Source organism: Paenibacillus sp. 32352 (genome assembly GCF_002042965.1).
Lineage (GTDB): Bacteria > Bacillota > Bacilli > Paenibacillales > NBRC-103111 > Paenibacillus_S > Paenibacillus_S vulneris.
Window position 1 is genome coordinate 15105 of record NZ_MZNT01000010.1, and the last position, 23820, is coordinate 38924.

The 23820-nt window shown below is 50.9% G+C and carries 22 protein-coding genes; 5 read left to right on the forward strand and 17 right to left on the reverse strand.

The window, feature by feature from the left end; genetic code table 11:
- Nucleotides 1–25: 25 nt before the first annotated feature.
- From B1728_RS22125 to B1728_RS22155, 8 genes are all read right to left on the reverse strand, one after another.
- Nucleotides 26–589 carry a HupE/UreJ family protein gene (locus B1728_RS22125; RefSeq protein ID WP_179136149.1) on the reverse strand — a complete coding sequence of 188 codons (564 nt, stop codon included), beginning with the start codon at nt 587–589 and terminating at the stop codon, nt 26–28.
- 25 nt (nt 590–614) lie between these two features.
- Entirely contained in the window at nt 615–1703 is a 1089-nt protein-coding gene (locus B1728_RS36380; RefSeq protein ID WP_179136150.1) for a hypothetical protein, read from the reverse strand.
- A gap of 122 nt (nt 1704–1825) precedes the next feature.
- Entirely contained in the window at nt 1826–2836 is a 1011-nt protein-coding gene (locus B1728_RS22130; protein ID WP_079912591.1) for a Gfo/Idh/MocA family protein, read from the reverse strand.
- Nucleotides 2829–3848, reverse strand: a complete 1020-nt coding sequence (locus B1728_RS22135; RefSeq protein WP_079912592.1) for a Gfo/Idh/MocA family protein — start codon at nt 3846–3848, stop codon at nt 2829–2831. Before B1728_RS22135 ends, B1728_RS22130 begins: the two co-directional genes overlap by 8 nt.
- 14 nt (nt 3849–3862) lie before the next feature.
- Nucleotides 3863–4954 (reverse strand): ComEC/Rec2 family competence protein, encoded by a 1092-nt coding sequence (locus B1728_RS22140; protein ID WP_079912593.1) that lies wholly within the window; start codon nt 4952–4954, stop codon nt 3863–3865.
- Complete coding sequence (locus B1728_RS22145; protein ID WP_079912594.1) at nt 4954–6582, reverse strand: extracellular solute-binding protein; 1629 nt, start codon at nt 6580–6582, stop codon at nt 4954–4956. Before B1728_RS22145 ends, B1728_RS22140 begins: the two co-directional genes overlap by 1 nt.
- Before the next feature lie 55 nt (nt 6583–6637).
- Complete coding sequence (locus B1728_RS22150; RefSeq protein ID WP_079912595.1) at nt 6638–7519, reverse strand: carbohydrate ABC transporter permease; 882 nt, start codon at nt 7517–7519, stop codon at nt 6638–6640.
- 16 nt (nt 7520–7535) lie between these two features.
- Nucleotides 7536–8441 carry an ABC transporter permease gene (locus B1728_RS22155; RefSeq protein WP_079912596.1) on the reverse strand — a complete coding sequence of 302 codons (906 nt, stop codon included), beginning with the start codon at nt 8439–8441 and terminating at the stop codon, nt 7536–7538.
- A 219-nt stretch (nt 8442–8660) separates the two neighbouring features.
- On the opposite strand from B1728_RS22155, the gene B1728_RS22160 reads away from it, so the two are divergent.
- Nucleotides 8661–10925, forward strand: a complete 2265-nt coding sequence (locus B1728_RS22160) for a helix-turn-helix domain-containing protein (protein WP_079912597.1) — start codon at nt 8661–8663, stop codon at nt 10923–10925.
- Here B1728_RS22160 and B1728_RS22165 read toward each other — a convergent pair.
- The 9 genes from B1728_RS22165 to B1728_RS22205 all read right to left on the reverse strand — a co-directional run bounded on the left by B1728_RS22165 (nt 10917) and on the right by B1728_RS22205 (nt 20985).
- On the reverse strand, nt 10917–13232 hold the full coding sequence (locus B1728_RS22165; protein ID WP_079912598.1) for a sensor histidine kinase: 2316 nt from the start codon (nt 13230–13232) through the stop codon (nt 10917–10919). The genes B1728_RS22160 and B1728_RS22165 overlap by 9 nt on opposite strands.
- Complete coding sequence (locus B1728_RS22170) at nt 13210–13902, reverse strand: response regulator transcription factor (protein ID WP_079912840.1); 693 nt, start codon at nt 13900–13902, stop codon at nt 13210–13212. The genes B1728_RS22165 and B1728_RS22170 overlap by 23 nt, the downstream gene beginning before the upstream one ends.
- A gap of 201 nt (nt 13903–14103) precedes the next feature.
- On the reverse strand, nt 14104–14895 hold the full coding sequence (locus tag B1728_RS22175; RefSeq protein ID WP_079912599.1) for an energy-coupling factor transporter transmembrane component T family protein: 792 nt from the start codon (nt 14893–14895) through the stop codon (nt 14104–14106).
- Nucleotides 14874–15782, reverse strand: coding sequence for an energy-coupling factor ABC transporter ATP-binding protein (locus B1728_RS22180; RefSeq protein ID WP_079912600.1), 909 nt, complete (start codon nt 15780–15782; stop codon nt 14874–14876). Before B1728_RS22180 ends, B1728_RS22175 begins: the two co-directional genes overlap by 22 nt.
- Nucleotides 15779–16591, reverse strand: coding sequence for an ATP-binding cassette domain-containing protein (locus tag B1728_RS22185; RefSeq protein WP_079912601.1), 813 nt, complete (start codon nt 16589–16591; stop codon nt 15779–15781). Before B1728_RS22185 ends, B1728_RS22180 begins: the two co-directional genes overlap by 4 nt.
- 18 nt (nt 16592–16609) lie before the next feature.
- Nucleotides 16610–17104 (reverse strand): CD3072 family TudS-related putative desulfidase, encoded by a 495-nt coding sequence (locus tag B1728_RS22190; RefSeq protein WP_079912602.1) that lies wholly within the window; start codon nt 17102–17104, stop codon nt 16610–16612.
- Nucleotides 17091–17687, reverse strand: a complete 597-nt coding sequence (locus tag B1728_RS22195) for a CD3073 family putative ECF transporter S component (protein ID WP_079912603.1) — start codon at nt 17685–17687, stop codon at nt 17091–17093. The genes B1728_RS22190 and B1728_RS22195 overlap by 14 nt, the downstream gene beginning before the upstream one ends.
- Before the next feature lie 605 nt (nt 17688–18292).
- Nucleotides 18293–19816 carry an arabinosylfuranosidase ArfA gene (arfA, locus tag B1728_RS22200; protein ID WP_079912604.1) on the reverse strand — a complete coding sequence of 508 codons (1524 nt, stop codon included), beginning with the start codon at nt 19814–19816 and terminating at the stop codon, nt 18293–18295.
- 179 nt (nt 19817–19995) lie between these two features.
- Nucleotides 19996–20985: a LacI family DNA-binding transcriptional regulator gene (locus B1728_RS22205; protein WP_079912605.1), complete on the reverse strand. Its 990-nt coding sequence runs from the start codon at nt 20983–20985 to the stop codon at nt 19996–19998.
- A gap of 273 nt (nt 20986–21258) precedes the next feature.
- Between B1728_RS22205 and B1728_RS22210 the strand changes: the two genes are divergently transcribed.
- From B1728_RS22210 to B1728_RS22225, 4 genes are read left to right on the forward strand one after another with little or no spacing between them, the layout of a single operon-like run.
- Complete coding sequence (locus tag B1728_RS22210; protein WP_079912606.1) at nt 21259–21627, forward strand: GntR family transcriptional regulator; 369 nt, start codon at nt 21259–21261, stop codon at nt 21625–21627.
- A complete protein-coding gene (locus tag B1728_RS22215; RefSeq protein WP_079912607.1) occupies nt 21624–22517 on the forward strand; it encodes an ABC transporter ATP-binding protein in 894 nt (297 codons plus the stop codon). The genes B1728_RS22210 and B1728_RS22215 overlap by 4 nt, the downstream gene beginning before the upstream one ends.
- On the forward strand, nt 22517–23200 hold the full coding sequence (locus tag B1728_RS22220) for a hypothetical protein (protein WP_079912608.1): 684 nt from the start codon (nt 22517–22519) through the stop codon (nt 23198–23200). The genes B1728_RS22215 and B1728_RS22220 overlap by 1 nt, the downstream gene beginning before the upstream one ends.
- A 49-nt stretch (nt 23201–23249) precedes the next feature.
- A complete protein-coding gene (locus B1728_RS22225; protein ID WP_079912609.1) occupies nt 23250–23741 on the forward strand; it encodes a CcdC protein domain-containing protein in 492 nt (163 codons plus the stop codon).
- The last annotated feature ends 79 nt before the right edge of the window (nt 23742–23820 follow it).

Consider the following 23820-nt stretch of genomic DNA (forward strand, 5'->3'; position numbering starts at 1 on the left):
TCCATCATGAGCCGCTAGCACCCAGTCACGCAGCCCATCCCAAACGCTGGATCAGCCAATACAGCCCTATGACGAAAATACATGCCGAGGTTCCCCTGAAAAACCAAGCGTATACCGGCTTTCGCCTCCGCAGCTGCACAAACAGCGGAAGCAGAATCGCAACGATTCCCAGCTGCCCTAGCGCGATCCCGACATTAAAAGAAATGAGCGAGGTGACCAGATAGCTTTGGTGAAACCCGATTTCACTTATCGCACTTGCAAATCCAAGACCATGGATCAGTCCGAACACGAACGTCAGTATCCAGCGCCAATGGAACGACTTGACGAAGAAATTTTCAACGGCCACATAGCATATTGTGAGGGCAATCCCCGCCTCGATCCATTTGGGATACACCGGCACGAGACCGAGCGCAGCGAGACAAAGAGTAATGCTGTGGGCGATGGTGAACGCGGTAATGATTTTTAATATGGCGGTAAACCGCTCCGCGGCGATAAGCAGCGCCAATAAAAAGAGCAGATGATCATAGCCGGAAAGAATATGTTCCAGCCCCAGGTTGATGTACATGAACACGACGGTCATCAAATCCATATCGCTTGCGCTTCCTTTCCATAGGTTATAGCCCCAGCCAGGCCGCCACGAACACCAGAATGAGCACAGGTTTGCGAAACCATCCGATTCCACGGTTCCAGCCGGTTGCAAGCAGCGGTCCAGCAAGCTGACGGGACCCGATTTGCAGGACATACAGGATGCCGAGCCACGCAAGCCAACCGCCGGATGCATACAAAAGCAGTGAGATCATTCGGAATGAATGATCCAGCTGCAGCTGCCCGATCAATCCTGACGAACCCGTGCCCCAGGCAAGCCCGAGCAATGCGGAGACAGCCCTCCCGCTGCTCTTTGAAGCCTTGGTCCACCGGTACACCAACATGGCGCCAAGTCCAATAAGCACGGCATCATGCAGCCATGCAGCAGGTACCTTCGAAGCCAGCTTATCGGCTGCCGTAAGGCCGATCAAGCTGTACAACGAGGCCGTGGAGACCAAAGCAAACGTTTCTTTGACAGATCTCCCAGAAGCTGCGATACACAACAGGATAAGCCAGGCGAATAGACTGCGAATTGTATGCTGTGCTCCGTACGCCATGTAAGTCCCTAGCTGCCCCGGATGAAACTTCGCATTGCCGTCCGGCATATAACGGACCGCTTCCGAATCCTTCTCCACAACCCAATGTCCGGCAAGCTCATGGCCTTCCTTGTACAGCTGAATGTAGTTCTGATGCCCGGCATCCAGGTCATGAATAAACAGCTTGTAGCGTATCGTAACATTGCCGATGGACATGGGGGAATGAAAGGCAAGCACGATGCGCACAACGGAATCCTCCGTCTGCTTCTGAACAGCCGTCTGGACGCTAACCACTTCCGCTTCCATTCGCTGTTCATTATTGAACAGCACAAGATGCTCCAGCACATAAACGCTGATAGCTTCTTTATGCGCTTCAAGCTCCGCATCCTCCAACGATTGATCGCCGTTCGTATCGTACTGCAGCAGCATTGGAAACGGCAGCAGAAGCTCATAAACTATGGTGTTCTCCTTCATAGTGACATAGGAGTACCCGTTATTGTAGTTATGCGCCTGAACGCTCAAGCAGGACAAGCAGAGCACAATCGCGAAGCCAACCATACTAGCGATGAAGCGGCGGCTCACTGGGCACCTACCTTTCTTTTGGCATCCCGCTGCCTTATCCCTAGATAGATCAATAACCTGACGGCAAACGGGAAACGGCGTTTACCCCGGCCTCCAGCCATGGATAAACGCCGCTCGCGTACTCATCCCATAATCTCGCTCATCGCGACGGATGCTTTTCTTTTGACGGATTCATATGCCGCCAGTGCAACGGCTGCAGACCGCATGCCGTCGTCGCCGCTGATCGGCACGGAGCCGTTTGCTTTAATCGTCCGGACAAAATCCTTCAGCATATAGGCATCCATCCGATCGCCCCAATGGCTCCACTGGGCCTTGCCTGCATCGTTATTGTACACTTCGTTCTTCTGCCCGAACGCATCCACGCTGATCGTTCCGTTCGTTCCGATAATCTCCATCGTCACGTCGCCCCAGAACGGGAACGACTTGCTGCGCGACCAGCTTGTGTCAAGGACTGCAACAGCTCCGTTCGTGAACGTCACATGTACCATCCCGGCATCCTCGACGGGCAGCTCGTGAAACAGCGTCCCCATCTCGGCATATACCCGGTCCGGCTCGCTGCCCAGAAACCAGCGCATCAGGTCCATCACATGGACCGTGTGATCCAGCACCGCACCGCCGCCGGACAAGGCGGGATCTACGAACCAGCTCCCCGGCATCGAGCCGCGGTTCGTACCTTTGATCGCGACAATCTCTCCGATATCTCCACGGTCGACGGCCTCCTTCGCTTCAACCACCGCAGGCAGATAGCGGCATGGGAAGGCGGTCATCAAGCGAACTCCGTTCTCTTCGCAAGCCCGGATCATCGCCTTCATCTCCTCCACCGTCGTTCCGAGCGGCTTCTCGCAAATGATATGCTTGCCGGCCTTGGCGGCAGCTAGGGTGATTCGGGCGTGATGGACGTTCTCCGAGCAGATGACGACCGCATCCAGCTGCTCCATCGCGAGCAGATCCTGATAATCCTCGAAATACGGGATCCCGTACGAATCCAGTATAGGCTGTACTCTTGTCCTGCTCTCATCCGATATTCCTACGATGTCCACATCGGGCATCGATACCAGCTCACGGAAGTAGCTGCGCCCATGGGAATGGGCAAAGCTGATCATCCCTATTTTCACTTTGTTCGGTTCAGACATGCGGCACTCCTCCCTTCAAGCCATGTGCGTCCGTATCCAGCCGGACAGGCTGGCCCGTCTGAGCCGAAGCCATGGCGGCAAAAGCAATCTCCATAGCCTTATACGCATCCCCTGTGCTCACGACAGGCTCCGAACCGTTACGCAGGCATTCGGCAAAATGCTCCAATTCATAATAATAGGGGTCGTGGTAGGCCGGGCTCTTCGGCACCGCGACACGAGGGCGTTCCTCGTCTGACGAACGCGCTGTATGTACCCGCAGGGAAACCGCATCATCCGAATGAAACCGGAGGATGCCCTTGGTCCCGGCGAATTCGACCGCCGTCGTGAACGGGCCGGGATATCCCCAGTATCCCTCCAGATTCGCAATGGCGCCGTTCTTGTACCGCAGCGTTACCAGCGCGTAATCCAATGCTTCCGTCGTGCGTTTCATCGCGAACACCGACTCCGCCTCTCCGAAGACGCTGCGCATATAGTCGATATCATGAATCAGCAGATCGAGAATAACGCCCCCGCTTTTCTCCTCATCGTAATACCAGGACTTCGCACGTCCCGGATGGCCTCCGATCCGCTTCGTATGCATGACGCCCGGGTCGCCGATAATACCTGCCCGCACCTTGGCGGCCAAATCCTTATAGCTTGGGAAAAACCTCACCACATGGGCGATAAACAGCCTGACATTGTTAAGCCTGCATGCTGCTATCATTTCCTCCGCATCCTTTAGGGACGGCGCAATTGGCTTCTCACACACAACGTGAACTCCTGCCTGCGCAGCCATCAGCACAAGCGACTTATGCAGGTGGGTCGGCACACAGACGCTGACGATATCCGGCTGTTCTGCCGCCAGCATATCCTCGAAGCTCGTATATGCTTTCGTACCGTTCGCTAGCGCCGTTTTCTCCGCCAATTCCTTATCCATATCGCAAACTGCAGCTAATTCAACTCCGGGAACGGAGCTCCAATTGCGCGCATGGGTTCTGCCCATAATTCCGCAACCTACTACAACGGCCTTCATCTTCTGTTCTCCCCTCATTTCTCATCCATTTGCGCTCCCGGCATGGCGGACTTGATAGGACGCTTGCCTTCACGCTCCGTTATGACGTTCATCGTTTGACCGTCAGATGTAATCAACACATTCCCGTGCATTCCTGTTGAATACGCCGTAATCCCTTTCTTCTTGTACCGCTCCATCAGATTCGGACTAACGAACAGATTTTGGCTCAGTACGGAAATCTTCGGACTCACGGTATTCAGAAATACTTCCGAGGAGGATGTCGATTCGTTGCCGTGATGAGGCGCATGCATCATATCGCTCTTCAGCTTCGGTTCTGCAGAGGAGCCGATGAGCTCCAGCTCCCGATGCTTATATATATCCGCCGTGAACAGGAACGATGTATCTTTGTACGTCAGCTTGAATACCAAAGCAAAATCATTAATTTCCGCTGCCGAGTACGATTTGATTGCATCCGGCAGCGCCCCCTTCGGCGGGCTCAGCACCTCGATGAATACGTCGCTGCCCAACTGGAAGGCAGAGCCTTCCTCAAGATAGGTCACCGGGATTTTCTTGGCGTTGACGGCTTCCATCGTACGGCGGTAGTAGCTTGAGTTGGTATAGGGAAAGTTCTCCATATAGAAGGCTTTCACTTCTTTACTGTTCACCACCGAGGCGAAGCCGCCGATATGGTCCGAATGCGGGTGGGTGTTCAAAGCTATATCAATGCTGTTAATCCCCAGCTTGTTCAAATAGTTCACTACCTGCTGACCTGCATCATTGACTCCCGCATCAATGAGCATGGTTTTGCCGTCCGGCGACTGTATCACGATGCTGTCGCCCATCAGCACATCCCCGTCCAAATACAAATACCGGACGGTCAGCAGCCCTTGGTGCCTCCCGGCGTCGAAGATCTCCGCAGTGCGCAGCTTGTCTGCAGGCGCCGTGCTTGGTGCCGCAGTGGATGCCTCCGCAGGCTCCGACGGCTGCACTGGCTTCCATTGGTGCCAGCCGACGGCAATAAGGGCGAGCAGCACCAGCGCCGCCCCGGCCAGCTCGAGCCGTCTGCGCCAACGGCTCTTGCTTCCGGGAGCATCGCCTTGATTCCCTCTAGGCTCCCGCTCCGTCATTATTTTTTACTGTACCTTTCGTAAGCGGCCTGGTACGTCTTCATATATTGATCGAGACCCATTTTTTGTACCGTAGCCACATATTTGTCCCATTCATCGAACGATGCGGAGCCGTTAACGAACTTCGCTTCCATCTCGGTGACATAAGACTGAATATCCTTGCCGATCGAGGACATCAATTCGGTTTCGATATCGGTGAAGTTGAAGTTGTTCCATATTTCCTTCACAGCATAAGGCTGGGCTTTTTTACCGGTGGCAAGCGCCTCAGGCAGCGTCTCGGAGCCCTTGAAATATTTCTCCTGCACATACCCCGGGTAGCTGCCCCCGAGCCATGTGAAGTATTTGGCCAAAGCCTGGTCCTGCGTTAAGCCTTGAGGATTTTTGGTAATGTCCTCGACATACTCGAGCTTTCCGTCAGCCCCCTCCTTATATGTCACGTCCTTCTGGCCCATGAAGTAGAACTTCGCGCCTTCCTCGCTGTAGAAATAATCCATCCATCGCAGCGTAGCTTCCGGATTTTTGTTCTTGTTGGTGATCGCAAATGCGCCGACATGGACCATAGGCACTTTGACATGAGAGTACAATTGATCGCCATGAGGCCCTTTCAGAGCGCCCAGACCGATATAATTTTTCTGATTCATCAGTGTAGCCGGATTCGGAATAACGGTGGAGCCGAGCACTCCCTTCTGTCCTTTGGCATAAAGCGCGCTGTCTTTTATCGTGAAGATTTCTTTGTCCAGCAGGCCTTCCGCGTACAGCTTGTTCACATATTGCAGCATTTCCTTATATTTCGGGTCGGTCTTCGTGAATCTCAGCTTGTTCGTGGCAGGATCAACGTCGACATAAGGATGTCCGAGTCCCCGGTTGCCAAGACCCCAGGCACCTTTCACCTGGTTGATCAGGTTGCCGATACCGGCGCTGCTGTATGGAATTTCATCGTGCTGACCGTTTCCGTTAAGATCCGTTTCTTTTACTTTCTTCAAATATTGGTAAAATTCCTCTGTCGTCTTGGGTTCTTCTATTCCCAGCTTATCCAGCCATTCCTTGTTGACCCACAGCGGAGTTCCGATCAGCATCGGCAGGAAGGTGGGATCATAGAACGAAGGAAGCGAATAAATATTGCCGTCCGGCATCGTCAGACCCTTTTTGATATCCGGATATTTCTCCATCAGTTTCTTGAAATTCGGCGCATATTGGTCGATCAGATCGTTCAGCTTGATGAAGACGCCCTGGCTTCCGTATTTGGAGAGCTCCGCTGCGGATAGTCTGGCAGAATAGAAAGCGTCCGGGTAATCGCCGCCTGCGAGAACAAGATTTTTCTTCTCGGTTAAATTTTCGAAAGGAACGAGCTCGAATGCTACGTTGATGTTGGATTGTTTGGCATATTCCTTCCATACCAGCGTATCCTCGAACTTATTGCCGTTGGTAGGCGATTTCCCCGTAAAAAACTTCAACGACAGCGGCTCGTTCACAATCGGCATTCCGCTAGGATTCACGTTCTTGCCCGTACCGTCGGCACCCGGCTTCGCCGCACCGCCGTTGTCGGAATTCGAGGAGCAGGCTGCAAGCATCCCGCCCGCCATCGTCATAGTAAGCATTGAAGCGATCCACTTATTGCGTTTTTTCATATCCAGTTCCTCCTCGGATCATTCCATTTTCATTATAGCGTAATCTTCTATCAAGCTAGCCTTTTATGGCCCCGACCATGATGCCCTTGACAAAATATTTTTGCAAAAACGGATACAGCAGCAGCACCGGAAGGTTCGCTACGATAACCGCCGCATACTTGATCGCCTCCGCATCCATGACGCTCTTGGCGAGTGTGGAATCGCTTACGTCCACCATCTCCTGCATCTGCCCCTGCACCAGAATTTCCCGCAGGATGAGCTGTAGCGGATATTTGGCCCGGTCTGTCAAATAGATCAGCGCATTAAAGTACGCGTTCCAGTGCCCTACGCTGTAGAACAGCACCATAACGGCAAGGATCGGCGCCGATAGCGGCAGCACGATGCGGACGAGCGTCTGCATATTCGAACAGCCGTCGATGGAAGCGGATTCCTGAATTTCATTCGGAATACTGTTCTGAAAGAAGGTCCGCATAATGACGATGTTCCACACAGACACGGCGGAAGGAATGACCAAGGCCCAGAAGGTGTTCAGCATCCCGAGCTTCTTAATGAGCAAATACGTAGGAATCATGCCTCCGCTGAAAAACATCGTAAACAGAATGAGCGCGGTAAATACATTGCGTCCGTAAAAGTCCTTGCGGGACAACGGATACGCAGCCGCCACCGTCATGACCAGATTGATCGCCGTTCCTACCAGCGTATAGGCAATCGTGTTCGTGTAGCCGGATAAAATTTCTTTATTTTGAAAGATGCGCTCGTACCCTACCATCGTAAGCCCTTTGGGCCACAGCCATACTTCTCCCCGGATCACCATCTCCGGACTGCTTATCGAAGCAACCAGTACGAAGACCAGAGGGTACAGAACGGATGCCGTCACTAAGGCCAGAATGATATAAATGAGTATCTCGATCCCTTTATCTGCCCGGCTTTCGAGCATTACAGTCTCCCCCTTCCTACCATAGACTCGTTTCACTTACTTTGCGCGCGATCCGGTTCACCGACAGCAGCAGCACGAAATTGACGACCGAATTGAACAGGCCGACTGCCGAGGAATAGCTGAACTCAGCCCCTAGAATACCGCTTCGGTAGACGTTCGTGGATATGACATCGGATGCGGACATATTCAGCGAATTTTGCATCAGGAATACTTTTTCAAATCCAACTCCGAGGATCGAGCCTACGTTCAGGATCAGCAGAATCACGACCGTCGGCATAATGCCCGGCAGATTAATATGCCAAATGCGCTGCAGCCGGCTGGCTCCGTCCATTCTTGCAGCTTCATGAAGCTGCGGATCGATTCCGGACAAGGCGGCCAAATAAATAATGGAGCTCCAGCCCATCTGCTGCCACACACCCGATAACACGTAGACCGTCTTGAACCAGGCCGGATCGGTCAGGAATGCAATCGGTTCTCCTCCGAACCATTGGATCAGCAGGTTGATCATCCCGCTCTCCGGCGCAAGAAACATCATGATCATCCCGACCGCAACGACGGTCGATAAGAAATGCGGCGCGTACGTTACCGTTTGAATAAACCGGCGGTACAGGCTTGAGCGCACTTCATTAATCATAAGCGCCAGAAGAATAGGTACGGGAAAGCCGACCAGGAGCTGGTACAAGCCGATGCCCAGCGTATTTTTCATAATCCGCCAAAAGTAGAAGCTCGAGAAAAAGCGTTCAAAATGCTTGAACCCGACCCACGGACTCCCCCATATTCCTTTGGTTGCAATGAAATCCTTGAAAGCAATCTGGACCCCATACATGGGCACATATTCGAATACGATAAAGAAAATCAGGACCGGCAGGAACAGCAGATACAAGTCCGCATTTCTTCGTATTCGTTTGATCGCTGTATTCATGGTCACCTTCCTTTCTGCGTTACACGCTCTTGGTGTTCTTGTTCCTGCTTCGGATCATACGACGACTTGCGGCGTCTTGCCTATTGTCTTTTCTTTGGTTTTCCGGCTTTACCTTGGTTTCTAAAAAAGTGATAAGAATCTAAAATTTTGTTCCTTCCCTGTTGGAACCGCATCTTGTAAGATAAAGAAACAGCCAAAGTTGTCAAAGGGGTCACTCGAATGAAACGAATCCGCACCAAAAAAACTTCTTTGTTTTTTACCATTCTTATCAGCTTTTTGGTCATCATTCTGTTGTTCTTCACGTTCAACATGGTTGCGTTCGCGTTTTTTAAAAGCAAATATCAGGAGGAGCTTATCCGCTTCAACCGGCTGAGCCTGCAAAATACAGCGGAGCGTTACAACACGCATTTTGCCAGAATCAAGTCCGTGCTCTATAAAATGTATAACGATACGGATGTAACGGGCTTTAACCGGCAGCTGGCGACCAAACCGTCCAAGGACGTCGATTACCTGCAAGGGAAAAAAATTATCGAAGGCTTGCGAACCGAGGTATATACTCCGCAGCTGTTCCTGGATAATATCGTCGTGTATTTCGGCACCGGTTCCATTACATTCGATAAAGAAGGCAGCAGCAATGCGGAGGATCAGTTCAACCAGCTGTATACGAGCGGGATTTATCCATTATCGTTCTGGGAATCCCAGCTAACCCGGCAGTCCAATTTCACCCTGCTGCCCGCTTCCGGGTTTCAAACCGCCTGGAACATTCCGGACAAGAAAGAACTGCTGCCCATCAGCTTCAAGCTTCCGGACAGCAGCTATATGGTTACGGCCTATTTGGATATCAGCAAATCGCAGCAGGCGTTCTTCGACGATAACGATCATTCGCGTCAATTCATGATACTGGATAAGGACAATGCCATGATATACCGTTCATCTGGAGAGCAATCGGACGAAGAGCTTCCTTCCTTCGCCTCCGGCCTGGATTATGAGCTGAAGAACGGCATCTATTATTTCAAGGAAAAGGACAGCGAAGGGCTCACCTATATTACGGCTGTGCCTAATGCCGCTATCGCCGCTCAGCTGAACCGGCTGATGGTCACTCTGCTGGTTATTTTCATCATGTCCATCGCGATAGCGCTTGCTGCATCTTTCTTCTACAGCAAGCGGATCAACCGGCCGGTCAAGCAGTTGATCTCCTCCATCGTGAACGGGCAAAGCGCGGATATGACCAGCTCCATCAGCGAATTCGCCTTTATCCATCAAAAAATACTCGATCTTGCAGAGGAGAAAAATATCGTTCAAACCGAGCTGTCCAGCAAACAGTCGATACTCAAAAGCTATAATTACATTAATAAATTGAAAAGCATTAACACGGATATCAATGAGTGGAAGGATTTCATAGCCGCGGAGGAAAGCTTTACGATCGTGCTCTTCCTGCTAAGATTCCGCAGCGGTCCTTTTGACGAATTGGTGCTGAAGCAGGACCGGGCGGCTTACTATTTCCGGGAGCATATCTCGCTGATGTTCTCGGAGAAAATACCCGGATGCCACACCTTTCAGATGGAGAAGAATCAAATCTTGACGGTTATCAGCGGTCGGTACGAGCAGGAATTGATTGAAGAGGTACTGCAGGAGCTTAAGATCGTATTCGATCGGGACAGCGACTACAGTCTGTTCACTATAGCCGTCAGCTCCTGGTTCGAGCATTCCTCCCAGTTCAATCACGCCTACAGGCAGGTGCTGGAGATCGTTCGTCAGGCAAGACTGGTGGAAGAAACCCAAATCATGTTCGGCAGCCGTCCGCTCCCCGCTACCTTTACTTTAAGCCCGGCGCAGGATCAGGAATTGAACGCCTCTCTTCAGGCCGGGGATGATACGGGGGCCATTTTACTCATAGAGCGGTTTCTAGACGAAATGGCCAGCAAGGAAGCCAGCGTTACGCAGTTTACCCTATTTGCGGAATCGATCGAAGCCAAGGTTTGGAAGTTTATGGATATTTATAAAATCGAGCAGGGCGATTCGTGGGCGCTTAAGCCGCTGATGCAGAAATTGAAGGACTGCTGCACGCTTCTGGAATACAAGCAAGCCTACCGTGACCTGCTCCAGCTGGCAGCAGCCTTGATTACGGAGAAAAAAGGGGAAAGCGACCCGATCATCACCTTCGTCATGGATCATCTTCATACGAAGTACGGCGAAGAGCTATCCTTGGATTATTTGGCGGATAAGCTGAACATGTCCAGCGCCTACCTGTCCGTCTATATTAAGGAGAAGACCGGCACGAATTTCAGCGATCATCTGAACGATATCCGCATCCGCAAGGCCCAGGAGCTGCTGTCCGGCACCGATACCAGCATTAATGACGTTGGCCAGCAGATCGGCTACCGTAACAGCACATCCTTCAATCGGATGTTCAAGAAGTGGACCGGAATGACGCCAAGCGAATACCGCAGAACCTCTATGGTGACGCAGGAATCGTTACATTGAATATGACATCAACAAGTCACTTGGCCCCTCCTTCGGGGAGGGAGCCTCTTGGGCAATCGCACCTTGGGGGAATGTCACGATCGCTTTGAAATAATCGCCGTCGATCTCAATCTTCAATTGTCCCTGCTGAAGCTCGACGATGCTCTTGGCGATCGCCAGCCCTAAGCCGGACCCTTCCGTATGTCTGTACCGGTCTCCGCGTTTAAACCGCTCGAACAGCTCCTCCACCTCAAAATCGATCTCGTAGGCGGAGACGTTTTTCATGGTCAGGACGATCTGGCCTGCTTGTTCTTCCAGGGAGACATATACCCTCGAATGAGGCAGAGAATATTTCAGCGCATTGCTCAGCAGGTTGTCGAACACTCGCCATGTTTTGTTGCCGTCCAGCCGGGCCAGAATATGCGGATGGGCTATCTGCACACGGAAGGTCACGTCGGAGGAATCGATTTTATCGCTGTATTCGGCGAGTGCCTGGGTCAGCAGCGCTGAGACATTAACCTCCTCGATCGTCAGCTCCACCGCACCGCTGGACATTTTGGAAGCCTCGAACAAATCATCGATCAATATTTTCAACCGCTGCGATTTCCGGTCCAGCACGTCCACGCAGCGCGCCGTTTCATCCGCCGTCAGCTCCTTCTGCTTGAGAAGATCGATGTAGTTCAAGATCGACGTCAGAGGCGTTTTCAAATCATGCGATACGTTCGTGATCAGCTCCGTTTTGAGTCGCTCGTTCCTTACTTGGTTTTCAAGCGAAGCCTGAAATCCTTCCCGCATCCGGTTCAGATGCTGTGCGAGCTGCGGGAGATTTCCGCGGCCTTTGGCCTCGATAGGCTCCGGGAACCGGCCTGCCGCCATCTCGGAGGAGAAGGCCGTCATTTGATTCAGCATGCGGATTCTCCGCAGCGCATAAGGGCCGACCCAGGCGCTGTACAGGGCGAGATAAAGCAGGCCTACCATCGCGCCCCCGCCGGAACCGTACAGCATGGATTGCTTCAGCATGAGGAGCACCGGCCCGATCAGCACGGTAAGGACGAACAAGAGACCGGCCTTGAACATTACTCCTTTGGTCGTCAGTCGGCTTCCAATGGAGCCCTTCGCCCGACGGTACAGGCATCGCTGTCTCAGCTCGCGAAGGGTATCGCGGCGGCGGAATAACCATAGCGCTTCTTCCAAGTGGAACAGCAAATAAAAGATACATAGAGAGAGTGCGCTCAATTGATACACATGTTCAAACCGCAGAGGCAGCCGGAAGAAGAATGCGGTATCAACGGCACAGCCCCAGCCGATCCATGCCGCCGGAAGCATAAGCAGCGCTCTCACATCCAGCGGAATACGGCGCCACAGGGCAGCCGTACGGCTCTCTTGAAACAAAATGCGGGCTGCGCCGCTGCGCCTCCAGTACAGCATGAATCCCAGTGCGCCGATAAGGCAGACTCCACCTAGAATAAGCTCTTTTATAATCCGCTCTCTTACAGATAAATAATAGGTGTAATCTTTGTTAATAGACTTACTGTACAGAGCGTTCTCGGGTAGGATCAATAAGCCGGATAGATGCCTATCCTCGAATGAGTTGCTCATAAACTGCAAGGAGGATGTAAAGTCTTTGTACGGCAGCGACGTATACATCTCCGGGGACAAAGGAAGGGCAATGCTCTGTGCGGCTTCGCGGTACAATGCCGTCTTGGTCAAGTCCTCCGCACTCGACGGAGCTGGATTCATATTCGTATACGTCTCATTGGTTTCGTTATCGCGAATAAAGTAAAAGATGGCGTCGTTATAAGCATCCAGCTGTTTTTGCCGATCCGCGTATTCCTGATCGAGGACGGCAATACGTTTCTTGACCATCTCTGCCAAGAGCCGGTCCCCGAGTTGCTGCGACTCAGCCAGCTTCTGATTGCGCTCCTCCGTCAGCTGAGCCGTTAGATCGGCATTGCCCGACTTCTCTGCCTGCTCCATCTTCAAAGCATAGCTTTGCCTAATGCTCGCTTCTCTGGCCTCTTTCCCTTGATCGGCTTCCCGGTAAGCCTTCTCTTTTAAGGCATCGTACTCCGCCTTGCCGATTTTCTCGATATCCAGCTTCTGACTGTAATTTTTGTAGCTCGAGTCGGGATCGATATACTGCACCTTCAGCATCGTATAAAAATGATATATTCGGCTGTAGAGCGGTCCGCCCTTGGCATAATAGTCTGTATCCAGGTAGGAGGCATGCTTGAAGGAATCGATGAAGCAAAGAGCGGATATAGCCCATAGAACCGTGATACATACTGCTGCCGCAGCCAGCGCTTTATTTTTCAATTTTGTAGCCAATGCCCCACACCACCTTCAAATATTTGGGTTCCCGCGGATTGATTTCGATCTTCTCCCGGATTCTCCGCACGTGGACAGCCACCGTATTGTCCGCATTCCAATAGGGCTCCTTCCACACCTTCTCATAGATTTCCTCAATGGAAAAAACGCTTCCCCGGTTCTCCATCAGCAGCTCAAGAATTTTGTATTCCGTGGCCGTGAGACGAACCTCCGTTCCGTCCACAGAGACGGTTTTGGTGCGCCGGTTCAACACAAGCCCCCGTACCTCAAGCTCGTCCTCGTTCGGCTTATAGTTCCCGAGGTTCGTATATCTTCTCAGCTGCGATTTCACGCGGGCCGCCAGCTCCAGCGGATTGAACGGCTTGGTCATGTAATCATCGGCTCCGACATTCAAGCCGAGAATTTTATCAGTATCCTCCGACTTCGCAGAAAGCATCAGAATCGGGATATTCTTATTATCGCGTATGCGCAGCGCCGTCCGGATGCCGTCCAATTCAGGCATCATAATGTCCAGAATAACCAGATGGATGTCTTCCCTGTCCAGCAGATCCAGAGCTTCCAATCCATTAGCCGCTTGATATACTTTCAAATTTTCATGTTTTAAATAAATTTCAATCGCGTCCCGAATTTCCGATTCATCATCCACAACCAGCACATGATAGGTTTGCATTGTTATCATCAGCCTCATCCACCTTGCTATGTAAAGGGTATCGGGTCTTCTCCAAGTCGTCCCGTCATCTTTATAGTAAAAGATAATTTTAACAAATGTACGATGAAAAGTCTGACAAATTTCTTAAGAATCCGGTATGGCGTAAATACAAAAAAAGCTGCTCCTCAAGCAGCTATACACCCGCTTAAGAAGCAGCCCTACTTACAGCCAAACCATCAAAACAAGAAGCAATACCGACGACGCGAGTACCGCGTAGTCCTGGAATGTGAATCGATAGAGGCGGATCGGAGTCCGCCCCTCGTCCCCCGTGTAGCAGCGGGATTCCATGGCTGTCGCCAAATCTTTGGCTCTTACGATCGCTAGAACGAACAATGGCACAAGCATCGGCAGGACTCCACGAAACCGGGCCAGCACCCCTTTGCGGTGAAATCCGCCTCCTCGCGCGGTCTGAGCCTTGCGAATCTTATCGAATTCCTCCAGCAGAAGCGGCAGAAACCGCAGTGCTATAGAGAACATCATGACGGCTTCGTGAACCGGCACTTTCCACTTTTTCAGCCCGCTTAACAAGAGCTCTAGCCCTTCCGCCAATATGATGGGTGAGGTTGTTCTGACGACGAGCGACAAGACTATTACGATGCCGAGGATCTGTTCGCACATCAAAATCCCTTTGATGGCCCCTTCATATGAAAACTGCAAAGGGCCCCACTGAATCATCCTCTCCCCTGGCACCGAAAGAAGCATGGCTTGGTACACCATCGTCGAAGCAAAAAACAACAGCAGGGAAAGCGTCGTTACAGCCAGCACCCGCCACGATAATTTGGCAATCCCCCATAAAGCAATCAGCAGGATGATCATAAAGCTCTTCATACCCAAGTTGTGGGATGCAAGAAGACCTATTGCGAACAGAACGGCGGCCACGATCTTCATTCGCGGATCCCATTGTTCGAGCCAAGAGTTCTTCTTTTGATAAATCAAATAGCTTGCTGCGGCCATGATATCCCCTCGCTATCCGATTTCAATTTGCGCTGAAGCAGATCCAGGAGCACCGGTGCAACTTCACTGACATCCCAAGGATGCGGGAGCTTAATTCCGTGAGTGTCCAGCACTAGCTGGGCCAGCGCCAGTGCAGCCGGCTGCTCCCAGCCCATCGCATCCAGTACGGCCCTGTCAGATAACAGCACATCAGGCGTTCCTTCGGCTATGAAGCTGCCATCCTTCAATATGAGCATGCGGGAGGCGTGTTCCAGCATCTCTTCCAGCTGATGGCTGACCCAAAGAATCGTCGTGCCCCGCTCCTCATTCAGCTGATGGAGCATAGCGAAGAGCGCGGTTCTCGATGGATAATCAAGGCCGGCGGTCGGTTCATCTAGAATGATGATCTCCGGCTCCAGTACGATCACGCCCGCAATGGCGACACGCCTTTTCTCTCCTCCGCTCAGCTCGAACGGACTGCGCTCCGCATAGGTAGCGTAATCGAGCCCTACTGCGTTCATGGCCTGCTTGACCTTCTCGTGTTTTTGCTCCGGCGCGAGACCGCTGTGACGCAGGCCGAACGCCACATCCTCCGCTACTGTGACGGAGAACAGCTGATGCTCGGGATATTGAAAAATAAAGCCGACCCGGTCAAAAAGCTCCGGCCGCTTGGCCGCATACGGATCGATTCCATCTATCAGCATGCTACCAAAGCTGGGCTTTAAAAAGCCTTTTAGCAGCTGCATAAAAGTAGATTTTCCTGAACCTGATTTTCCTGCAACCGCCAGCATTTCTCCGCTCCGAACCGTTACGTTGACATGATCCAGCACAAGAGGAAGCTCCGTAACCTTCGTGTTTCTGCGTCGCTTCTTATAGGAGAAAGAAACTTCTGCCAGCTCTATATTCACAGCCATCTCCTCCATTCTTCCAGGTCGGGGGAAGCCGATATAGGAATGCCCGCTTTGCGTAAAGACAATGCAAGGCTTCGCTCGAACGGAAGCTCCAGACCGCAAGCCTCCAGCAGTTCTCCCTCCAGCAGCAGCTGTTCCGGTTTACCGGTCGCGCGGATACGTCCCTTTTCGAACAATACCAGCCTGTCGGCATTCACTACTTCTTCCAAATGATGTGTAATATAAATGACCGCAAACGGCTGTGCCCGGCGAGCCGCATGCAGGATGTCGACGAACTGTCTTCTGGCGATTGGATCGAGCATAGAGGTCGATTCATCCAGGATCAAATACCGGGGAGAGAGCGCCAGTACGGAGGCTAGCGCCAGCTTCTGCTTTTCGCCGCCCGACAAGTGTGCTACAAGCCGATCCTCATCCACCGGCAAATTCACCAGCTGAAGCGCCCATTCCATTCGCGCCCGGATATCGTGCTGCGGCCAACCGATATTGGACAGACCGAAAGCGATATCCTCCCCGACCGTTACGCCGACCTGTTGATTTTCCGGATTTTGAAATACGATCTGCACCACACGGCGAATGGCGGAGATCCCTACTGGATCGGCTGTACTTATGCCTTCAACCGTGATGGCTCCCTTCGTCGGCAATTCGATCCCGTTCAACAGCCTCGACAAGGAAGATTTGCCGGAGCCGTTCGGCCCCAGTAAAGCTATAAATTCATTCGGAGCGATATCGAGATCGATGTCCCGCAGAGCCCATTCATTCGACTCCGCCCCGAAGTAAGAAAACGAAACGTCTCGAATCGATATCATCGGTTTTCCACGCCCCCTTTACCCGTTCGATACCGCTCTGGTAGAACCGAATACGCTTTTGTCATCACGAGGATCGAAAGTACCGTCTTCCGTGTTCGGAATTTGCCAGAAGAAATCGATATGAACACCTTCTTCCGACGCTAGGGCAAGCAGGTCCTGCATAAATACACCTTTACCCGGATCGCATGAGGGACTGCCTGATATCCCGAGTCCGCCTACAATCTCATATCCGTGATCCTGATATACCTTCAGCTGCTCAATGACCGGTGCCAGAATGCGCCGATTATGCGCATGGAACTCGGGGGTATCATACTCCTCTACCGTCATAGGCGGACGTTCCGGCCCAAGGAAGGTAAACTCAGGGCACGGCAGCTGTACGATCCCGTATCCTTGCTCATCGGACCACTCTACAGCCGCCCGCATGATTCCCGGACTCCTTGCTTCATGAGATACGACGGCATTTTGATTCAGTACGCAATGGGAAGCTACGATGATTTTTTTACTTCGCTTCATGAGACACACCTCCTCGCTTCGGCAAAGTACGTCCGGAACGGCCTAGCAGCGATTGCGGAATTCCTTTGATAATGTAATAAACGAGAATAGCGGACAAAATTTTATCGACCAGGTTATCGAACAGTCTCGGCAGGAAGGCAGCCGTGAATACGCTCGATCCTGCTTGCTTCAGCCACAAGACGGCAATATCCTGTGCCCCGCCGGTCAATCCCCCGAACACGCCGATCGCAATGACTGACCCTACCGCCGGGCATACAATACCCAGAATAATACCTGCAATCACCGAAGAAGAGAGGGTATATCCCCGCTTCACGGAAATCCAGCCGACAACAAGACCGGCAATCGCGTTCACGACGGCAAATGGAATCGAAGTATACGATTTCGTTACACCGAGCACCAGATTTGTAAGAATGCCTACCAGCATCCCCCATAATGGCCCAAACAAAGCTGACATAAAGATCGTTCCTACTGTATCCAGAAACAAAAACGGAATTTTCAAACTGCCGACAACGGTGCCAGCGATCACGTTGATAGCGACCGCCAGAGCCCCTAATGTAATGATGACTGTTTTTTGGTTTCTCATGCCAAATTACCTCCGAGGATTCAAGAATAAAAACAATGCTTTCTTAACAGAAAGATCGTGCTTTATAAGCGAATCCGAATTCCCCCTTTGTACATAAACGAGGCAACATATTGGCGCCTTACGAATGTTCCCTACCGACGAATATAAATCCTAGTAAAGTTATAGTATAACTTGTAAATAATTTAATGAGTTTTTGCCTATTAGTCAATAGTCATTCCCCGAAATCGGAGATTTTGTCAAGAAGAAAAAAAGAACACCCTCTCTCCACTAAGGAGAGCGATGTCCTTTTTGCAATGTTTCTTCGGTAGTCACGGAAGGAAGTCAATTTTGTTTGTGGCATGCTTCCAAATTCACGGCCTGCTTGCGTATCTGTTCTATCGTGAATCCCTGCTGCGCGCGGGGCAGCCAGACGGTCACAAAGATGATTGCAATATTTCTCGAACATAGGATCGAACGGATCCACTAAACTATTCGTCGGTAGAATCCAAGCCATGCTCATGCCACTTAAGTTCTTCCCGGTAATAAGCCTTGTTTTTCCTTTGCCTATTCACATATCGCGTTCACAGGATTAAGTTTTAATGATGACCTTAGGATTGATTTATAAGTTAGGTAGTAACGGCATGTTTCGCCAACCGAATCACATTCCAGGAAAATTTCGATAACGAAGCCTCGATTCTTCCATCCTTCACCTGCGCGTTGCCGCGGTTATGAGGAGCTACACGGTTGGATTGATTCACCATATTTCTTGCTTTCACATCATCGTCTTCCAGCACGATGTGCTCGACCACTTGATAATCGTTGAAGCTGCGAACATCACATTCCAGCAACAAGGATTCGGTCAAGTGACGGTTCACGGCGAAGATCACCAGTTCATCCTTCTCTTCGTTATATACCGCCGTCGACTCCAGGTACGGAACGTCCGTGAAATCCTTGCTATCGTATTTAGGAGATGAAACGATAGGATTTAGCGCGACGCCTCTACCGTAAACGGAAGTATGCATGTACGGATAGAAAATCGTTTGCTTCCACGCTTCGCCGCCTTTTTGGGTCATGATAGGGGCAATAACATTAACCAGCTGCGCCATGCAGGCGATTTTAACGCGGTCCGAGTGCTTAAGCAGCGTGATCAGCATGCAGCCGACAAGGATGGCATCCTCGAACGTGTAGACATCCTCCAGCTGAGGAGGGGCGATTTGCCATGGGTCCAGCTTGCGGTCGGCATCATGGGAATGATACCATACGTTCCATTCGTCAAAGGACAGGTTGATCGTTTTCTTGCTCCGTTTCTTTGCCTTTACGTAATCACAAATCGCGGTGACCGAACGAATGAAGGCATCCATATCGAGAGAACGGGCAACAAAATTGGCCGTGTCGTTATCCTTATTGCCATAGTAAGTATGCAGCGAGATATACTCCACATGATCGTACGTATGATCCAATACCGTGGCTTCCCAATCGGCAAAGGTCTTCATCCCCCTGTTGGAGCTTCCGCAAGCAACAAGCTCGATAGTAGGATCGACCCATTTCATGACCTTGGCCGCTTCGCAGGCGAGACGCCCGTATTCCTCGGCGGTTTTATGCCCGATTTGCCAAGGACCGTCCATTTCATTGCCCAAGCACCAGGTTTTGAATTTATGAGGCTCCTTGTACCCGTGCGAAATCCGCAGATCGCTCCAGTAAGAACCGGAAGGATGGTTGCAGTATTCAACCAAATTTCTTGCGGCATCGATTCCGCGTGTTCCAAGGTTAACCGCCATATTCACTTCCGTATTGGCTTTCTTCGCCCAATCGGCAAACTCGTTCGTGCCGATTTCATTCGTTTCAATCGTTCTCCAAGCGAGCTCCAGGCGGCGGGGGCGGTTCTCCTTCGGTCCTACTCCATCCTCCCAATTGTAACCGGATACGAAGTTCCCGCCGGGATAGCGTACCAACGGAACATTCAGCTCCTTCACCAATTCGATGACGTCCTTGCGAAAGCCCTGCTCATCGGCAAGCGGATGCTCCGGCTCATAAATGCCCTCATAAACCGCACGGCCCAAGTGCTCAACGAACGATCCATAAATTCTTTTGTCGATAGATGAGATGATGAAGTCCTTGTCCAAAATCATAGTCGCTTTGCTGCTGCTCATATCCTTGCTTCCTCCTTTAATATCCTATGTATATTTGACCGTGTGCGCACACGAAATGATGAAAAAGAAATTCCTGCTCGGGACATCCAGAATCGTGTTGTATTTGCTGCACATCCCTCTAAGCAAGCCTCTATAATCTCCGTGTGCGTGCACGTTAAAGCCAAAAAAGAAGAACCGGATCAGGTCGAATCCCCGGTAATGACTTGATACGGGAGCCGCGGTACAGGCGTGCGGGTCCCCTGCTCGATTTGCTCGATCACGCATTGTACGGCTCTGGAGCCGAATTCTTCTACGGCGTATTCTACTGTAGTTAAAGCAGGCGAGACATATTTCAAAACATCAATATTATCGAAGCCCATAAGTCCGACATCGTCAGGGATGCGAATACCTCTGCCCTTCAAATGATTCATGACCTCCAAAGCGTAGATGTCACACGAGCAAATGATCGCCGTCTTCGTCCCGCTTCCAAAGTCCATCCGGCTGATGGCCCCAATATAATCCTTGTCCGTGATAACGGTCGGCTGCGCCTCGATCCCGCTTTCCTTGAGCCCCTCGAGACAGCCCGCGAGCCGCTCTTCCTGCGTATAGATGTTTGTTTTTCCCCGGTACGCCAGCGGCGGGCATACATAGAGGAACCGCTCGTATTGCTTTCCGCAAATATATCGTACGGCTTCCTTCATCGCCTGCCGGTCATCAATTCCGATGTAGCTCCAGTCGTCGGATACATAATTGCAGATCGTAACGACAGGGATGCTCAGGCTTTTTAAATAATCGTTGAAAGCTTCTCCCTGATTAATAGCAAAAATGATAATGCCGTCCACCTTGCGGAGAAGCAAGTGCTCGATGCATTTCTTCTCGTTCTCCGGATCCTTGTTCGTTAATACCAGATCGACAAAGTAGCCTTGCTGCCGTGAAACCGCTTCTATCGAATTCATCAGCTGGGAGAAGGAACGGTTGTACAAATCGAACAGCACCACGCCGATCGTCATCGTTCTTCCTTTGGCCAAGCTTCTCGCCATATGATCGGGCTGATAATTCATTTGTTCGGCGACCTGCAGGATGCGTGCTTTGGTTTTCTCGCTGATTCCCGGCCGATGATTCAAGGCACGATCTACCGTACCGGGAGATACTCCGCATAGAGCTGCAATGTCCTTAATCGTAACTCCCATAAAGCCTCCTAGCTCAGTTGCGCAGAATGAATCTATAATAGCACCGTGTGCGCCCACGAAAACGATACTACAGATAATATAGGCTCATTTTTCCAACCTGTCAATCAAAATTTAAAGCTATGAATCATGAAAGTCGAAGCGAGCTCGGCTTCGTTCCTCCCCTGTTTCACCGTCAAAATAGTTAAAAGCTTATTGACAAATATGCTTATCACTTGTATGGTTAGTTACATGAGTAATTAACCAGTTTGGTAATGGAGAGTTGGTGAATACATTATGGGGATGATAGACGACAGCCGTCCGATCTTCGTGCAAATTGCCGAAAAAATCGAGGACGACATCGTTGAAGGGCGGCTGCCCGAAGAATCGCAGGTTCCTTCAACGAATCAGTTCGCCTCCTTTTACCAGATCAATCCGGCTACGGCCGCTAAAGGTGTCAATTTGTTGGTGGATCAAGGTATTTTGTATAAAAAGCGAGGGATCGGCATGTTTGTATCGACTGGAGCCCGCAAAGAATTGCTGGAAAAAAGAAAGCATCAATTTTATGAGCAGTTTGTCGTGACGATGATCCGGGAAGCGGAGAAGCTTGGGATCACAAAGGAACAGTTATCGGAGATGATCCAGAAAGGGGATGCCCATTCATGAGCCATGCTGTTGAGGTTCAAGGACTTAGCAAATCTTATGGCAGCGTCAAGGCGGTCGATGATATCCGTTTTGTCATCGAGTCCGGCAAAATATACGGACTGCTCGGCAGGAACGGCGCCGGAAAGACGACGATCATGCATATGATCACGGCACAGCTGTTCCCTACAACCGGGGATGTGAAAGTATTCGGAGAGGCCCCTTATGAAAATAACCGTGTTCTAAGTCAAATTTGCTTCATCAAGGAAAGCCAGAAATATCCGGAACACTACAGAATTGAAGACATCCTAAAGCTTGCTCCAGCCTTATTTCCGAATTGGGATGAGGAGTTTGCCTATTCGCTGATTGAGGAATTTCAGCTTCCCCTGAAGCGAAGAATCAAGAAGCTGTCGAGAGGAATGCTCTCCTCGGTAGGTGTTGTCATCGGCCTCGCCAGCCGGGCACCGCTGACTATATTTGATGAGCCGTATTTGGGGCTTGATGCCGTTGCCAGGAGCTTGTTCTATGATCGATTGATTGAGGATTACGCGGCTTTCCCTCGAACGATTATCTTATCTACCCATCTGATCGATGAAGTCAGCCGCATGCTGGAGCATGTCATCGTCATTGATAAAGGGAAGCTGATTCTGGACGAAGAAGCGGAAGCGCTGCGCGGGCAAGCGGTTGCCGTGGCAGGCCTGGCTTCTGTAGTCGATAGTTTCATTGCCGGTAAACAAACAATCTCACGCGAACCGTTCGGCGCGTTAGTAACAGCTACCATCATGGGCAGCTTGAGTGAAGAGGAGCGTAATCGTGCGGCGGCTCTAGGATTGGAGCTTGCTCCGGTATCTCTGCAGCAGCTGATCGTTCATCTCACCAACGGCAAATTCGATAATAAGGCGGTGGAAGCCTGATGAATCGTGTTTCAGCCATAACCACAATGCATTTAAGAGACAAGTGGATATCGATCCTTCTCCCTTGGGCCATTCTGCTCTCAAGCTTTCTTATTAACGTGTTTATTAGCTATTTGATCAATAACCGAGAGTCATATTATACCGGCGGTCTTATATCGATATTCATAAGCATTACCATTATCGGAGCGGTCACCTTAGCTCATACTTTTCCGTTTGCACTAGGCATGAGCGTACGAAGAACCGATTATTTTCTGGGCACTTCCTTAGCCGCGGTAATTGTCAACGTGGCTTCCGCTCTGCTGTTAAGCATATTCTCCCTTGTGGAACAAACGACGGATGGCTGGGGGGTCAAGATGCACTTTTTCAACCTTCCTTTCATGGAGACTTTCAGCATCCTGGGGCATTTTGTGGTTTACTTCGTTCTCCTGCTGCATCAGCACTTTCTTGGATTTGCTATATCCAGTATTCATCGCCGTTTTGGCCCGACCGGATTATTTACTTTCTTTGCGGCTGTATTAGTCCTTCTTAGCGCTCTTGCACTCATATTGACTCACTACAATCTATGGGTAGGAATCACTCTCTGGTTCACCGGTCACTTTGCTCTGTTCCTATGCTGCCTGGCAATTGCGGCAATCCTCTACGGATTGGCTTCCTATGCACTGCTGCGCAGGGCGACCGTTTGAATAATACCTGCACCAACTTTGCACAATAACCTTAAATTGGGGGTAGATTATGACGACTCAAACGCTAATCCAATTCATCATCATCGCTGTAGTCATCGTACTTGTCGTTTGGCTCAGATCCCGGCGCCAAGATAAGCCCATACGGAGAAAAGGCTATCGCATGCTGCTTCCTCCGATCCTGCTTCTTGTCGTTTTCGGCTTTTCAATCCGTTCCTTAACCCAAATTCCCAATCACCCGTTTCAGCTTCCTGCGATATGGGAGATAGTGATAGCCGGCGTTCTCGGCATCGCTCTGGGCAGTATTATGCTCTATCACACCGGGTATGAGAGGCGAGAGGACGGTTTGATCTATGCCAAGCGCAACAAAAACTTCAAGTACGTGATCATCGCGGTCATCTTGATCAGGGTGGGCTTATCCCAATATTTTAAAGGTCTGGATTATACGGAATTCACCGTATTGACTATGGTTATGGCCTATATGTACATCTGTGTTTGGCGTGTAGGCAGCTTTATGAAATTCCGTCAGGTAAGCAGCAGCTAATGTATGAGCAGCAATAGGAAGGTATAACAAAAGCACCCCCAGAAGATGACGCAGAGCTGTCAGATGGCTCCAGCAAAAA